Source organism: Roseateles sp. GW821-FHT09G09, from assembly GCF_059415965.1.
The window spans coordinates 186630-204147 of the sequence record NZ_JBWKOG010000009.1 but is presented as its reverse complement, the minus strand read 5'-3'; the positions used below and the strand labels follow the sequence as shown (position 1 = coordinate 204147).

Below are 17518 nucleotides of genomic sequence, written 5' to 3'. Positions count from 1 at the left end.
ACCCAACCCACTCGCGCCTATGGGCGCATCCGCCCCCATAGGTTCACGGAGTTCCAAGATGGCATCGCTGATTACCAACCTGACGACCGACCAGATCGCCGCCCTCACGTCGACGACCCTGGCGCGCCTGACCAGCGAAGACTGGGCCGCGTTCACCACCGAGCAGTTCCAGGCGCTGACGACCTCGCAGTTCGCCACGCTCGGCACGAAGGCCGTGTCGCTCTTCACGACGACCAACATCGCCGCCATCGAGTCCGACGACCTGCGCGCGCTGTCGACCGCCGCGGTGCAGACCTTCACCAGCGCGCAGCTGAACGCCCTGGGCTCCGACCAGTTCGGCGCGATGACGACCAAGCAGGTCGGCGCGATGACCACCAGCCAGGTCCGCAACCTGGAGTCGGACGACCTGAACGCACTGGCCTCCGACCAGATCCGCGCGCTGAGCACGCAGCAGGTGGCGGCCATCTCCACCAGCCTGATCGGCACGCTGGCGTCGGACGACCTCCAGGCGCTGACCACCAATCAGATCAAGTCGTTGAGCTCGCAGCAGGTCCACGCCCTCTCCACCGAGGGCGTCGCCGCGTTGGGCACCGGCCAGGCCGCCGCGCTGAGCAGCACGCAGACTGCCGCGCTGACCTCCGACCAGGCCGCCGCGCTGACCTCGGACGCGGTCCACGCGTTGAGCACCGCCGCCGTCCGGGCGCTGGGCACCGACCAGATCGCCGCGCTGAATTCCGACCAGGTCGCCGCGCTGACCACCGCCCAGATCGGCGCGTTGTCCACGCAGCAGATCCGCCAGCTGGCCAGCGATGAGATCGCCGCCCTGGACACCAACCAGATCCGCGCCATCACGACGCAGCAGATCGCCGCGCTGACGACCGACCAGCTCGCCGGCGTCAACAGCACCGACGTGCAGGCGCTGACGACCGCGCAGGTCCGCGCGCTGAGTTCCTCCCAGGTCGGCGCGCTGAGCACCGACTCGATCGAGGCGATGAGCTCCGGCCAGATCGGCGCGCTGAGCTCGACGCAGGTCAAGGGCCTGACGACCGACCAGATGGCGGCCATCAGCTCCGACGACATGAAGGCGCTCGCTACCGCCACCGTCCGCGCCCTGTCGACCGACCAGGTCCAGGCGCTGAATTCGGACCAGGTCTCGGCGCTGACCAGCACCCAGATCGGCGCACTGACGACCGGCCAGGTCGCCGTGCTGTCCACCGATGAACTGAACGCGCTGGGCAGCGCGCAGATCCGCGCGCTGGGCACCGCCCAGATCGCCGCACTGTCGACCGATCAGGTCTCCGGCATGGAATCGGCCGACGTCCAGGCCTTCACCACCGGCCAGGTTGCCGCCCTGAGCTCGGCCCAGATCGCCGCACTGTCCACCGAGGCCATCGTCGCGCTGACGTCCGGCCAGTTCGCGACCCTGACGTCCAAGCAGCTGGCCGGCCTGTCGACCGACCAGGTCGCCGCCATCGAGAGCGCCGACCTGCGCGCGCTGTCCTCGGCCGCGATCCGCTCGCTGACGACCGACCAGTTCGACGCGCTGAACTCCGACCAGGTCGCCGCACTGACGACCCAGCAGGTCTCCGCCCTGACGACCGGCCAGGTCCAGGCGATGTCCAGCGACGACCTGAACGCGCTGGGCTCGGCCCAGATCCGCGCGCTGGGCACCGCCCAGGTCGCCGCGCTGTCGACCGCCCAGGTCTCCGCGATGGAAAGCGCCGACGTGCAGGCGCTGACCACCGGCCAGGTCCAGGCACTGAGCTCGGCCCAGGTCGGCGCGCTCTCCACCGAGAACATCGCCGCGCTGAGCTCTTCGCAGGTCGCCGCGCTGTCGACCAAGCAGATCGCCGGCCTGACGACCGATCAGGTCGCCGCCATCGAGACGGCCGACCTGCGCGCCATGTCCACGACCGCGATCCGTTCGCTGACGACCGACCAGTTCGACGCGCTGAACTCCGACCAGGTCGCCGCCCTGTCGACCGGCCAGGTTGCCGCGCTGACGACCGGCCAGGTCCAGGCGATGTCCAGCGATGACCTGAACGCGCTGGGCTCGGCCCAGATCCGCGCCCTGGGCACCGCCCAGGTCGCCGCGCTGTCGACCGCCCAGGTCTCCGCGATGGAGAGCGCCGACGTGCAGGCGCTGACCACGGCGCAGGTCGCCGCGCTGAGCTCCACCCAGATCGGTGCGCTGTCGACCGACAACGTCGCCGCGCTGAGCTCGTCGCAGGTCGCCGCGCTGTCGACCAAGCAGATCGCCGGCCTGACCACCGACCAGATGGCCGCGATGGAAACGCAGGATCTGCGCGCCCTGTCGACGGCCGCGATCCGTTCGCTGACCACCGACCAGTTCGACGCGCTGGGCTCCGCCCAGGTCGGCGCGCTGACGACGCAGCAGGTCGCCGCACTGACGACCGGCCAGGTCCAGGGTCTGACCAGCGATGACCTGAACGCGCTGGGCTCGGCCCAGATCCGCGCGCTCGGCACCGCCCAGGTCGCCGCCCTGTCGACCGCCCAGGTCTCGACGATGGAAAGCGCCGACGTCCAGGCCCTGACCTCGGGTCAGGTCCAGGCACTGAGCTCCGACCAGGTCGGCGCCCTGTCCACCGACAACATCGTCGCGTTGACCTCCTCGCAGGTCGCCGCGCTGTCGACCAAGCAGGTCGCCGGCCTGACGACCGACCAGATGGCCGCCCTCGAGACGGGCGACCTGAAGGCGCTGGGCACCGCGGCCATCCGCGCGCTGACCACCGATCAGATCGCCGCCCTGGGTTCCGACCAGATCGCCGCGCTGACGACCGCCCAGGTCGCCGCGCTGACCACGGGCCAGATCGCCAACCTCACCTCCGACGACCTGAACGCGCTGACGAGCGGCCAGATCAAGGCGCTGTCGACCCAGCAGGTCGCCGCCCTGACGACCGCCCAGATTGCCACGATGGAAAGCAACGACGTCCAGGCGCTGTCCACGCAGCAGGTCGCCGCGCTGAATTCCGACCAGGTCGGCGCGCTCTCGACCGAGAACATCGCCGCGCTGAGCTCGCAGCAGGTCGCCCCGCTGTCGACCAAGCAGGTCGGCGGGCTGACCACCGACCAGGTCGGCGCCATCGAGACGGTGGACGTCCGCGCGCTGTCGACCAACGCGCTGCGCGCCCTGACGACCGCGCAGATCGACGCGCTGAACTCCGACCAGATCGCTGCGCTGACGACCGCCCAGGTCGCCGCGCTGACCACCGCCCAGGTCCAGGCACTGGCCAGCGACGACCTGAACGCGCTGGGCTCGGCCCAGATCCGCGCGCTGTCGACCGCCCAGGTCGCCGCGCTGACCACGGGTCAGGTCAACGGCATGGAATCGGCCGACGTGCAAGCCCTGACCACGGCGCAGGTCGCCGCGCTGGGCTCCGCGCAACTCGGCGCGCTGTCGACGGAAAACGTCGCCGCCCTGACCTCCGCGCAAGTGGGCGCGCTGACGACCAAGCAGGTCGCCGGTCTGACCACCGACCAGATGGCCGCCCTGGAAACGGGCGACGTGAAGGCGCTGTCGACCGCCGCACTGCGTGCGTTGGGCACCGACCAGATCGAGGCGCTGGGCTCCGACCAGATCGCCGCGCTGACGACCGCCCAGGTCGCCTCGCTGACGACCGGCCAGATCAGCAACCTGACCTCCGACGACCTGAACGCCCTGACCAGCGGCCAGATCAAGGCGCTGTCGACCGCCCAGGTCGCCTCGCTGACGACCGGCCAGATCGCGACGATGACCAGCGACGACGTCGCCGCGCTGACCACCGCGCAGCTGCAGTCGCTGGGTTCGGCCCAGATCGGCGCGCTGAGCACTGACGCGATCGTCGCGCTGAGCTCCGTGCAGGTGGGCGCGCTGACGACCAAGCAGGTCGCCGGCCTCACCACCGACCAGATGGCCGCCATCGAGACCGGTGACCTCCGTGCGCTGAGCAGCACCGCGCTGCGCGCCCTGAGCACCGATCAGCTGAACGCGCTGGGTTCCGACCAGGTCGCCGCACTGAGCACCGTCCAGGTGTCCGCGCTGACGACCGCGCAAGTCGCCGGCCTCGCCAGCGATGACCTGAACGCGCTGGGCAGCGCCCAGATCAAGGCGCTGGGCACCGCCCAGGTCGCCGCGCTGACGACCGCGCAGGTCGCCACCATGGAATCCGCCGACGTGCAGGCCCTGACCACGGCGCAGGTCGCCGCGCTGGGCTCCGCGCAAGTCGGCGCGCTGAACACGGACTCGATCGTCGCCCTGACGTCGACGCAGGTCGCCGCGCTGAACAGCAAGCAGGTCGCCGGCCTGACCACCGACCAGATGGCCGCCCTCGAATCGGGCGACCTGAAGGCCATGGCCACCAACGCGCTGCAATCGCTGACCTCCGCCCAGTTGGAGGCACTCGACAGCAACCAGATCGCCGCCTTGTCGACCCAGCAGGTCGCCGCGCTGACGACCGGTCAGGTCAACAACCTGACGTCCGACGACCTGAACGCGCTGACCAGCGGCCAGATCAAGGCCCTGTCGACGCAGCAGATCGCCGCGCTGTCGACCGCCCAGGTCTCGACGATGGAATCGGCCGACGTGCAGGCGCTCGCCACCAACCAGGTCGCCGCGCTGAGCTCGGCCCAGGTCGGCGCGCTGAGCACCGACTCGATCGTGGCCCTGACCTCGGGCCAGGTCGCCGCGCTGACCAGCAAGCAGGTCGCCGGCCTGACGACCGACCAGATGGCCGCCATCGAATCGGCTGACCTGCGCTCGCTGTCCTCGACCGCCCTGCGCGCCCTGTCCAGCGACCAGCTGCAGGCGCTGTCGACCGACCAGGTCCAGGCGCTGACGACCACCCAGGTCGCCGCGCTGACGACCGGCCAGGTCAGCCAGCTCGCGACGGACGACTTCGGCGCATTCACCTCCGGCCAGCTGCGCGCCCTGGGCACCGCCCAGATCGCCGCGCTCGGCACCGCCCAGCTCGACGCGCTGAACAGCGACCAGGTCGCCGCGCTGACGACCCAGCAGGTCGCCGCGCTGACGACCGGCCAGGTCAGCAACCTGTCCTCGGACGACCTGAACGCGCTGACCAGCGCGCAGGTCAAGGCGCTGACGACCCAGCAGGTCGCCGCGCTGACCACCGGCCAGATCAACACGATGGAATCGGCGGACGTCGCCGCCCTGGCGACCAACCAGATCGCCGCGCTGAGCTCGTCGCAAGTCGGCGCGCTGAGCACGGAATCCATCGTCGCGCTGACCTCCTCGCAGGTCGCCGCGCTGACGACCAAGCAGGTCGCCGGCCTGACCACCGACCAGATCGCCGCGATCGAGACGGGTGACCTGAAGTCGCTGTCCACCGTCGCGCTGCGTGCCCTGGGCACCGACCAGCTGGACGCGCTGGGCTCCGACCAGATCGCCGCGCTGTCGACCGTGCAGGTCGCCGCGCTGACGACCGGCCAGGTCAGCAACCTGTCCTCGGACGACCTGAATGCCCTCACGAGCGGCCAGATCAAGGCGCTGACGACCCAGCAGGTCGCCGCGCTGTCGACCGGCCAGGTCTCGACGATGACCAGCGACGACGTCGCCGCGCTGACCACTGCCCAGGTGCAGGCGCTGGGCTCGGCCCAGGTCGGCGCCCTGAGCACCGAGGCGATCGTCGCCCTGGGCTCGGCGCAGGTCGCCGCGCTGACCAGCAAGCAGGTCGCCGGTCTGACGACCGACCAGATGGCCGCCCTCGAGACGGGTGACCTGAAGGCGCTGTCCACGGTCGCGCTGCGCGCCATGGGTACCGATCAGCTGGATGCCCTGGGCTCCGACCAGATCGCCGCGCTGACGACCGCCCAGGTCGCTTCGCTGTCGACCCAGCAGATCAGCAACCTCTCCAGCGACGACCTGAACGCCCTCACCAGCGGCCAGATCAAGGCGCTCTCGACCCAGCAGGTCGCCTCGCTGACGACCGCCCAGGTCGCCGCGATGGAAAGCGCCGATGTCGCCGCGCTGAACTCCCAGCAGGTCGCCGCGCTGAGCTCGGCCCAGGTCGGCGCGCTGAGCACCGAGGCCGTGGTCGCCCTGAGCTCGGCGCAGGTCGCCGCGCTGAGCAGCAAGCAGGTCGCCGGCCTGACGACGGACCAGATGGCCGCCATCGAGACGGGTGACCTGAAGGCCCTGTCGACCAACGCCCTGCAGGCGCTGACCTCGGCTCAACTGGAAGCGCTGGGTTCGGACCAGGTTGCCGCGCTGACGACCCAGCAGGTCGCCGCGCTGACGACCGGCCAGGTCAGCAACCTGAGCTCCGATGACCTGAACGCCCTGACCAGCGGCCAGATCAAGGCCCTGTCGACGCAGCAGGTCGCCGCGCTGACGACCGCCCAGGTCGCCGCGATGGAGTCCGCGGACGTGCAGGCGCTCGCCACCAACCAGGTCGCCGCGCTGAGCTCGGCCCAGGTCGGCGCGCTGAGCACCGACTCGGTGGTCGCCCTGACCTCGGCGCAGGTTGCCGCGCTGACCAGCAAGCAGGTCGCCGGCCTGACGACCGACCAGATGGCCGCGATCGAAAGCGGTGATCTGAAGTCGCTGTCGACGGTCGCCCTGCGCGCCCTGACCAGCGACCAGCTGCAGGCGCTGAGCTCCGACCAGGTCGAAGCGCTCACCACCACCCAGGTGGCTTCGCTGACGACGGGCCAGATCAGCCAGTTCGCCACCGACGACTTCGCCGCGCTGACGACCGGCCAGCTGCGCGCCCTGACCACGGGTCAGGTGGCGTCGCTGACCTCGGCCGAACTGGAAGCGCTCGACAGCAACCAGATCGCCGCGCTGACGACCCAGCAGGTCGCCGCGTTGACGACCGGCCAGATCAGCAACCTGGGCTCCGACGACCTGAACGCGCTGACCAGCGCGCAGATCAAGGCGCTGAGCACCGCCCAGGTGGCCGCGCTGACGACCGCGCAGGTGTCGACGATGGAGACCGCGGATGTCGCCGCGCTGGCGACCAACCAGGTCGCCGCGCTGAGCTCCGACCAGGTCGGCGCCCTGACGACCGATGCGGTCGTGGCGCTGAGCTCGGTGCAGGTCGCCGCGCTGACCAGCAAGCAGGTGGCCGGCCTGACGACGGACCAGATGGGCGCCATCGAGACGGGTGACCTGAAGGCCCTGTCGACCGTGGCCCTGCGCGCCTTGACCAGCGACCAGCTGGCGGCGCTCGGCTCCGACCAGGTCGCCGCGCTGACGACCCAGCAGGTCGCCGCGCTGACGACCGGCCAGGTGAGCAACCTGACCTCCGACGACCTGAACGCGCTGACCAGCGCGCAGGTCAAGGCGCTGACGACGCAGCAGGTCGCCGCGCTGACCACGGCGCAGGTCTCCGCGATGGAGAGCAACGACGTGGCCGCGCTGTCCTCGCAGCAGGTCCAGGCGTTCAGCTCGGCCCAGATCGGCGCGCTGAGCACCGATTCGGTCATCGCGCTGACCTCCGGCCAGGTGGCCGCGCTGTCCTCGGCGCAGGTCAAGGGCCTGACGACGGACCAGATGGCCGCGATGGAAACCGCGGATCTGCGCGCCCTGTCGACGACCGCCCTGCGCGCCCTCGGCACCGATCAGATCGAAGCGCTCGACAGCAACCAGATCGCCGCGCTGACGACGCTGCAGGTCGCCGCGCTGACGACCGGCCAGGTCGCCAACCTGACCAGCGACGACCTGAACGCGCTGACCAGCGGCCAGATCCGCTCGCTGAGCAACACCCAGCTGCAGGCCCTGACGACCGCGCAGATCTCGACGATGACGACGGACGACGTCGCCGCGTTGACCTCCACGCAGCTGCAGGCCTTCGGTTCGGCCCAGATCGGCGCCCTGAGCACCGATGCGATCGTGGCGCTGAGCTCGTCGCAGACGGCGGCACTGACCTCGGCTCAGGTCGACGGCCTGACGACCGACCAGATGGCGGCCTTCGAGACGGGTGACCTGCGCAGCCTGAGCACGCTGGCGATCCGCTCGCTGGACAGCGCACAGCTGGAAGCCCTGGACAGCAACCAGATCGCCGCGCTGACCACGCAGCAGATCGGCGCGCTGAGCACGCTGCAGGTGAGCCAGTTGGCCACCGACGACGTGCAGGCGCTGACCTCGCAGCAGATCGTGTCGATGAGCTCGGCCCAGTTGCACGCCTTCACCACCGACCAGGTGCAGGCGATCGACTCCGGCGACCTCGCGGCGATCAGCAGCGCGAACATGGTGGCCTTCGGCTCGGCGGACTTCGAGGCCTTCACCTCGGATCAGATCCACGCGCTGACGTCGCAGCAGTGGAGCGCCGTGGGTGCGACGCAGGTGGCCGGCATCGAGACCGCCGACATCGCGTCGATCACCACCGACGGCATCCATGCGCTGAGCACGACCGCCCTGCACGCGTTCAACACCGACCAGATCGCGGCGCTGACCAGCGACCAGGTCCATGAGTTCAGCACGGCGCAACTGCGCTCCCTGGGCACGGACCAGATCGCGGCCCTGTCGACCGAAGACATCGCATCGATGACCAGCACGCACTTCGCGACGCTGACCTCGACGCAGATGCATGCCTTCACGACGGACCAGATCCTGGCGCTGGACTCCAGCGACATCCACGCGCTGACCTCGATCCAGGTGCAAGGCCTGTCGACGGACCAGATCGTGGCGATGACGTCCGACCAGTTCATCGGCTGGGACACGCAGGACCTGTCCAGCATGAACATGCAGCAGGTGCTGGCGATGACGTCCGACCAGACGGCCGGCTTCACCGGTGAGCAGACCAACGCGCTGTTCCTGGCCTCGCCGATCGTGCTGGACCTGGACGGCAACGGCATCCAGACGGTGTCTGCGGCGCAAGGCGTGAACTTCGACCTGAACGCCACCGGTCATAACGACAAGTGGGGCTGGGTCGGCGGCAACGACGGCCTGCTGGTGATGGATCGCAACGGCAACGGCTCGATCGACAGCGGTGCGGAGCTCTTCGGCGCCGGCACCACGGTCAACGGCCGCAAGGGCCTGGACGGCTTCGCCGCCCTCGCCTCGCTGGACACGAACCATGACGGCCACATCAACGCCAAGGACGTGGACTTCAGCAAGCTGCAGGTCTGGGTCGACGCCAACCACGACGGCAAGACCGACGCGGGCGAGCTCAAGACGTTGGCGGACCTGGGCATCACCGACCTGAACCTCGGCGCGACCAAGGGCACCGACGTCGACCACGGCAACGTGCTGGGTCTGGTGTCCAGCTTCACCAAGTCGGACGGCACTTCGCACGAGATGACGGACGTGTGGTTCGCCAAGGACGGTTCGCAGCACACCGCCACCAACGCGACGGCGGCGACCCCGCACCTGGGCGACCTGCTGGCCCAGCCGGAGGCCAACCTGCTCGGCGGCGCCACGGCGTCCACCGCGACGGCGGTCACGGCGGCGACCACCGCCGCGGCCACCGACACGGTGAACCACGACGTCATGAGCGCGGCCTACAAGAAGCTGCATGAAGACGACCAGAACGGCGCTGCTCCGCTGATCTAAGCGGCAGTCCGGAACCGGGGGCCTCGCGCCCCCGGTTTGCCGTTTGCGGCTCCCGCCGCCCGCGCCGCGCGGGTGCGAGGGGCCGCAAACGACAGACCGCCACGGTTTCAGAAGTACTTTCCTTTCCCGCATGGCCACCTTCGACGTCGGTTCGCTCACTCCCGAGGAGATCGCAGCGCTCACCACCACGCAGCTCGCGACGCTGACGGGGTCGGAGTGGGCCTTGCTGACCGCCGAACAGGTGGTGGCGCTGACGACCGTCCAGGTGTCGGCGCTCTCGGCCCGCCAGCTCAACTACCTGGCTTCGGGGCAGCTGTCGGCGATGGAGCTGCAGGACGTGCAGGCGATCAACACGGCCGCGATCCGCACGCTGACGACGTCCTCGCTGGCCGCGCTGACCACCGACCAGATCCACGCGCTGACGACGACGCAGATCCCCGCGCTCACCGTGGACCGCCTGCGCCGCATGGACAGCGACCAGTTCACCGCGCTGGACAGCACGCAGATCGCGGCGCTGTCGTCGGTGCAGGTGCGCGGCCTGGGCAGCCAGCAGATCGGGATGCTGGCCACCGACGAGGTCGCCGTCTTCAGCACCGCGTCGATGCAGGTGCTGAACACGGTCCAGATCGGCGCCCTGAGCGTGGACCAGCTCAATGCCTTCAGCACCGCCCAGATCGGGGCGCTGCGCGGCAACCAGACCAAGGGCCTGAGCGGCGACCAGCTCAGCGCGCTGACGACCGACGCGCTGCAGGCGCTGAGCACGGGCGCGGTCCGCGGCCTGAGCACGAGCGCGGTGTCCCACCTCTCGTCCGACGCGGTCCTGTCGCTGGACAGCCGGCAGATCGCCGCGCTGACCAGCCAGCAGTTCCGCACGCTGAGCACCGACTCACTGGTCGCGTTGACGACCGAGCAGGCCGGCGCGCTCAACACGCTGCAGCTCAAGTCGCTGAGCACTGCGCAGATCGCCGCTCTCGAGGGCGAGGACCTGGCCGCGATCGGCACCAAGGGCCTGCGCGCGCTGAACTCGCAGCAGCTCGGCGCGCTGTCCTCGGACCAGGTGGACGCGCTGAGCTCGCGCCAGGTGCAGAGCCTGACCTCGACCCAGTTGATCGGCCTGGGCAGCGACCAGTTGCCGGCCTTCAGCACGGACGAACTCCGCTTGCTGAGCAGCAGCGCGCTCGTGGGTCTCAAGCCCGAGGTGCTGGGCGCGATGAGTGCCGAACAGCTCGGCGCGCTGAAGACGGTCCAGATCGCGATGCTGACGACGCGCCAGTTGGCCGCGCTCGACACCGACGATCTGGCCGCGCTGTCGACGGCGCAGATCGCCGCCTTCAGTTCCAGGCAGTTGCAGTCGCTGACGCCGGAACAGTTCCATTCGCTGAGCACCGAGGATCTCGCCGCGCTCAGCAGCACGACGCTGCGCGGCCTGACGCCGGCGCAACTGGCCTCGCTGAGTTCGGAGCAGTTGGCGGCGATCAGCGGATCGCAGGCCGGCTCGCTGTCGACGACGCAGCTGCGCGACCTCAGCGACGAGCAGTTGTCCGCGTTCGGCACCGGCGCGATCCAGGCGCTGTCGACGCGCGTGATCGCGACACTGACCGATCACCAGCTCGACGTCCTGAGCTCGGACCAGCTGCAGGCCTTGAGCAGCGCCCAGATCCGCGCGCTCTCGACGGCCCAGCTGGCGGCGATGTCGCCGGAGGACCTGAACGCGCTGACGACCTCGCAGTTCGCCGCCTTCACCTCCGCACAGTTCCGCGGCCTGACGACCGATCAGGTCTCGCAGCTCGAACCGGAGGACTTTGGCGCGCTGAACGCGACGGTGATCCGCTCGCTGAGCAGCGCGCAGGTGCAGGCGCTGGACATCGGCCTGGTGGCCGCCTTCAGCACCTCGCAATCGGGGGCGCTCAATGCCGCGCAGGTCGGCGCACTGACCGCCGATCAGTTGGTGGCGCTGTCGTCTCAGGCCTTGCAGGCGATCTCGACGCTGGCCATCCGCGGCCTGAGCGCCGAACAGCTGGACGCGCTGGGCCCGCTCGGCGTGGCCACGCTGCGCGACGGCCAGCTCGCCGCGCTGAGCACGGCCCAGGTGCGCAGCCTCGACCATGACAGCTTCAACGCGCTGGGATCACAGCACTTCGCGGCCCTGACCTCCTTCCAGCTGGCCGCGATCTCCACCGACGAGATCGGCGCGCTGGCGCCTGAACTGCTCGCCGGCGTCAAGCCGATGTACCTGACGGCGCTGACGACCGATCAGATCCACGTGCTGAGCCGCGAGCAGGTCGGCGCCTTCGGCAGCGCGCAGACGGCGTTGCTGGGCACCGGCCAGGTCGCCGCGTTGGCGCCGTCGCAGATCGACGCGCTGTCCACTGACGGCGTGCGCGGTTTCACCGTGCAGGCGCTGCAGAGCTTCACCACCGACCAGCTCAACGCCCTGGTGCCGGAGCAGTTCGCGGCGATGCGCACGAATCAGCTCGCATCGCTGACGACCGCCCAGTTGTCCGCGATGGAACAGGCCGACCTGAACGCGCTGGACTCGACGCAGTTCGCGGTCTTCTCGTCGAAGCAGCTGGCGGCGTTCACGACGGACCAGATCCATCAGCTGGAGTTCGAGGACGTCGTCGGCCTGAACACGCGCGCGCTGCTGGGCTTGACCTCCGCCCAGCTGGGCGCGATGAACGTCGACAGCATCGCCTCGTTGAGCAGCGCGCAACTCGCGGCGTTGAGCTCGAAACAGTTGCTCGGCCTGACGGCGGATCAAATCGATCACCTGAGCACGGCTCAGCTCGCGAGCCTCGGCTCGCAGGCCCTGCTCGGACTGAGCAGCGACCAGTTCGGTTCGCTGGACCTGGACCAGGTCGCCGCGCTGTCGGCCAGACAGATCGCCGCGCTGACCTCCTTGCAGATCGCCGCCATGGATCCCACGGCGCTGGCGGCGCTGACGACGCTGCAGTTCGCGGCCTTGCGCTCCTCCCAGCTCGCGGCGCTGAGCGGCACACAGATCGCCGCACTGGAGACCCAGGACCTCACCGTCCTGCACACCACCGCATTGAAGGCGATGGGCTCGGATCAGATCGCCCTGTTCAGCACCGATCAGATCGCGGCCCTGCGGCCGGACCAGGTCGGCTCGCTGACCTTCCAGCAGGCGGCGGCGATGCACACGGACCAGATCCAGGCGCTGGGCACGGCGCAGGTCCTGGGACTGACGAATGTCCAGGTGCTGGCCTGGACCAGCGACCAGATCGCCGCGCTCGACGCGCAGGACGTGGCGCTGCTGCCCGGCAGGGCCATCCGCGTGATGGACGCCGGCGACTTCGCGGCGCTGTCCACCGACCAGGTCCATGCCATGACCAGCACGCAGCTGGTCGAGATGACGAGCACGCAATTGGCCGGCTTCGGTACCGAGGACTACGCCGCACTGAGCTCGGGAGCCTTCCGCATGCTGGGCACGGCGACGCTGAACGCCTTGTCGACGGACGTCTACGCCGCGCTCGGCTCGGACCAGATCCACGGCCTGACCACGCAGACGCTGCGCGCGCTGCACACCGAGGCGATCGCGGCAATGAACTCCGACGCGATCGAGGCGCTGGACAGCCGCCAGGTTGCGTCGCTGACGACGCAACAGTTGGCGGCGATCACGTCCGAAGCCTTCGCCACGATGTCCAGCGACGACCTGACGGCGCTCAGCCGCGACCAGGCCAAGGCGCTGACGGTGGACCAGATCCATGCCATCGGCAGCGACGCGATCGTCGGCTTCGAGACCCGGGACCTGGCCGCGCTCAGCATGGATCAGGTGCTGGGGTTCAGCACCGAGACCCTCCATGCGATGTCGGGCGCGCAACTGGACGCGCTGTTCCTGGCCACGCCGATCATGCTGAACCTGGACGGCCACGGACTCGGGACGGTGTCGGCGGCGCAGGGCGTCAGCTTCGACTTGAACAACACCGGCCATGCCCAGCAATGGGGGTGGATGGCGCAGGGCAACGGCCTGCTGGCGCGCGACCTCAACGGCAACGGGCAGATCGACTCGGGCGCGGAGCTCTTCGGCAGCGGCACCGTGCTGGCCAACGGCAAGCATGCGGCCAACGGGTACGAGGCGATGCAGGCGATGGACGCCAACGGCGACCATGCGTTGAACGCCCTTGACGCCGGCTTCAGCCAGTTGCGGATCTGGGCCGACGCGAACGGCAACGGCAAGACCGACGCCGGCGAACTCAAGTCGCTGGCGGAACTCGGCATCGTCGAACTGGACCTGAACGCGCAGTCGACCTCGACCCTCGACCACGGCAACCTGATCGGATTGATCTCCGGCTACAAGACCGCGGACGGCGTGACGCACCAGATGGGCGATGTCTGGTTCGCCAAGGCGGCGGACACAGGCGCGCCCCCGGCCGTGCCGTCGGCGTCGGAACTGCTCGCGGCGCCCAAGGCGTCGGAGACCGCGCTGCTCGCCGAGGTCGCGTCGGGGTCGGCGTCCACGGTCGGCACGCCTGCCACGCCGGATACGGCAAATACGGCGGATACGGCGGATACGGCGGATACGGCCGGCCACGCTCACACGGCCATGGCGCATGCGGCGCTTTCCGCCCTGCGGCGCCAGGACGACGAGAACAACGGCGGCGCGCCCTTGCTCTGATCGGCCCCGCGCCGCTCCGGTGAAGCGTCCGCATCGTGGCGGGTTTCGCCGTTCACGAACGAACCGCGAACGACAACCTCGGCACTGTCCCAGTCATCTGGCCGCTACGCGTCGAGGGAGTGCGGTCCGACAGTGGTCCGGGACGTTCGGCGCGTGGTCCCGCCATGGAGCACGACGATGCCGTTCAGCCTCTTTGGATGGCGCCCCCGCGGCGCCGCACCTGTTGTCACCGACACGGCGGTGGCGACCTCCGAGGCGGCAGGCACGCCACCGTCCGGGGCCGGCGAACGAACCGACGCCTCGCCAGCGTCCCCGAGCGCCCCCTCGGCACCGGGGGCCATGGATCGGCTGCGCCGTCCGTTCGACGCGTTGCGATTGCGCGCGGCGGTGCCGCGCGTCGAAGTCGTCATCGGCCCGCTCACCGTCTCCGGCAGCAACTCGGCCCCGGAGATCTCTTTGAAGGAGCGTCCCCTGGTCGTCCGTGCGACGACGGCCGTCAGTGAAAGCGGCCTGAAGGCGGTCAGCCGCGACGTCAACGCTGCCGGACGAAGCGCGGGACGAGGGCTGATGACAGGCCCCCGGATCACCGCCAGCCAGGGCAGCACGGCGGGCGGCCACCGCGCCGCACGAGACCCAGCCGCCTTCAGCGCCGAGCTCGGGCGGATGTTTCCCGGTACCTCGCCATCGACGCGGCTTGCCGCGACACGGCTGGCGACCACGCTGCACGATCACCCGAACCCCGACCCGATCGGGCGTCCCGACGGCCACCGGCTGCGCCATGAGCAATCCCTGCTGATCGCCACCGTGCTCCGCACGGTCACCGCCGATCCGGCGCAGGCCTTGCAGGTCTATCAGCGCCTGCGCCTGGAGACGCCGCCGGCGCTGGACGATCTGTCTGCCGGGGGCACCGGGGAGGCCGCCTCGCCGGCCCTGGCCGATCCGGGTCGTGGCTCTCCAGCGGTCGCGCGCATGACGCACGAGGCGCGTCGCGCGCTGGCGGCGACAGCCGGCGGTTTCCAGGCGCTGCTCGACATGCAGGGTCTTGCCTTGCCGCCGGCCGGCGATCCGCGCCGCGACCGCGCCGAGGAGGCGATCGAGCTCTACAAGCTCGGACTTCGCGCCGAGGAAGCGCTGCTCGCCTCGGGCCTCGACGTGAAGGGCACCCGGTCGATGGCCGACATCCGCGCCGCCCTCGACGCGCATCCGCAACGGCGCGAATGGCTCGACGCCAGCCGGCTGGGCACCGGCAACGCGCGCCGGAGTCCCCGGGGCCCCCACGAGCCGGAACATCCCGCCACGCTGGCCGCCCAGGCCTTCGTGTACGCCACGGACAACCTGCGACGCGCGCCCGGACAGAGCGAGATGCATCGCGAATTCAAGCCCGCCTATGTCGCCTTGCGCAACGGCTTCACGGAAAGCGGCCAGGGCTCGGACTTCCATCTGATGGCCAAGCGCCTGCGGAAGTTCGTCACCTACATCGACCTCGCCTGCAAGACGCCCGACGGCGAGCTGCCGACGACCTCGCACAAGGCCCGGCTGCCGCTGCGCCTGCTGCGACGCCTCGCCGGCAAGGACAAGTCGCCGCTGGAAACCCTGCTGAAGGCCGGCCCCATCGAGACGGCCGCCACCATCAAGACACCGCAAGGCGAGATGGACACGCGCCGGGATGCGAAGCGCCTGCAGCAGAGCTTCAACGCCGCCTCGCCGGCCGAGCGTCGCGACCTGCTGCGCCAGGTGATGAACGCCGTCACCGGAGGTCGTCTCGGCACCTACAGCGATGGCCGCCGTCATGCCGTCGGCGTGACGGCGGGTTATGGCCTTGCCAGCGTCGCCGGCCTGGGCGGGCTGAGCACCGGCATCACCCCGGTGGTGGAAGTGAGCGCCGAGCGCTCCCGCGCCGCGGTGTTCCGGGCCGGCATCGCGGAGACCGGCACGCTCTACCTGGGCAGCGAACGGAAGTTGAACGGCTCCGTCGGTGCGGGCGTGCGGGTCGGCGCGGAAGTCGGTCCGCTCGTCAACGTCTCCGCCCAGGCCATGGCCCGGATCGGCGGGTCGCACCTGGTCTCGCGGGGGTTGATGATCCGCACCCGCAAGGAGGGCCGCGACCATGAGACCCTGTCGGCCGATCAGGCCGATGCCCTCAAGGCGACCGGCTGGCAGCGCATGAACGAGCTGGTCATCAATTCGATCTTCCAGATCGCCGGTCAAGGCAAGACCGACCGTCCCGCCCATGGCGGCGCCATGTGGGCGCAGATGGTGGACCGGCTGGGTGATTTCCGCGACATCTCGTTCGGCTGGAACGAGGCCAGGGCCGTCGCGGCGGACGTGTCCGTGTCCCTCGATGCGACGGCCTCCGTGACGCCCGCGCCGGGCGTCACCGCAGCGGCCTCGGCGGGCATCGGCCTGAAGCGCACCCTCTTCGACCGCAAGCAGACGAGGGACGCTGCCGGCACGGCCCGCAGCGTGCAGGCGGAGCAAGGCTCACGCAGCGCCTTGCGCGCCGGCGCGAGCCTGGGGATCGGCCATCCCTCGTTGGGCACGCCGTCCGGCCGCGGCGTCACGCTGTTCGGGCGCCACCGGGTCGGCGTCGAGACGGAGCTGGTGATCCAGGCGCAGAACGGGCTCGTCCGCCTTGTCACCGAGGAGGGACGGCTCCGCCCGGAGCTGTCGGTCCGCAGCCGGGAGTTCGGCGTCCGCGACGACTTCATCCGGGCGATGAATGCCCAGCGCGCGCGATGGGTCGTCGCCCTGGAAAACCGGGGCGCCGACGTGGGGGCCGGCAGCGGGGATCGGAAATACGACGACTTCATGCGCCAGTTGGTCAATCTGCCTCCCGGCAGCTCCCGCGTGTACCAGGAACGTCAGACCCTTGCGCCGGAAGCCGCCGAGGCGATCAATGCCTGCATGGATCGACTCGCCGTGCTGCAGCGGTCGCCGCCGCCGGGGACGCCGCAGGATCCGGGCGTGCTCGAGCAGGTGGAGGGACTCCAGCGCGAGATCGCCGCCCTGGTGGCGGAGCCTGCCCACTGGCTGCCGGACCAACTGGCCGTGGTCCAGTCGATGCAGGCGGCAGGCACCTGGTCGGGCGGCGTCGACACCGGCGTCACGATGCAACCGGGCAACGGCAGCGGCGCGGACCGACTGCTCGGTGGCGGCCGGCTGGCCGTGGCTGGCAGGATACAGACGGCCGTCGGCGGGCAAGTCCTGCTCGCGCTGGACGCCGCGGCGATTCCGGGCGCAGCACCCGACGCCACGCTGTCCGGCCGGCCTGACGAAGCACGTCTGTCGTCGGTTCCCGTCTTCTCCGGCGCGGCCCTGCACGACACGATCGCCCTGGCGCACTGAGCCGCCCGTCCCGCCCCGCGCTCGCA

At 70.2% G+C, this 17518-nt stretch carries 3 protein-coding genes; all 3 read left to right on the top strand.

Annotated elements, in window-relative coordinates:
- The first annotated feature begins 58 nt into the window (after positions 1-58).
- The 3 genes from AC07O8_RS23155 to AC07O8_RS23145 all read left to right on the top strand — a co-directional run bounded on the left by AC07O8_RS23155 (position 59) and on the right by AC07O8_RS23145 (position 17492).
- The gene (locus tag AC07O8_RS23155; protein WP_495050287.1) at positions 59-9511 is read left to right on the top strand and encodes a beta strand repeat-containing protein; all 9453 of its coding nucleotides are present in this window, start codon (positions 59-61) and stop codon (positions 9509-9511) included.
- A gap of 130 nt (positions 9512-9641) precedes the next feature.
- The gene (locus tag AC07O8_RS23150) at positions 9642-14147 is read left to right on the top strand and encodes an SPM autocatalytic domain-containing protein (protein ID WP_495050286.1); all 4506 of its coding nucleotides are present in this window, start codon (positions 9642-9644) and stop codon (positions 14145-14147) included.
- A gap of 339 nt (positions 14148-14486) precedes the next feature.
- A complete protein-coding gene (locus AC07O8_RS23145) occupies positions 14487-17492 on the top strand; it encodes a hypothetical protein (protein WP_495050285.1) in 3006 nt (1001 codons plus the stop codon).
- Positions 17493-17518 lie beyond the last annotated feature (26 nt).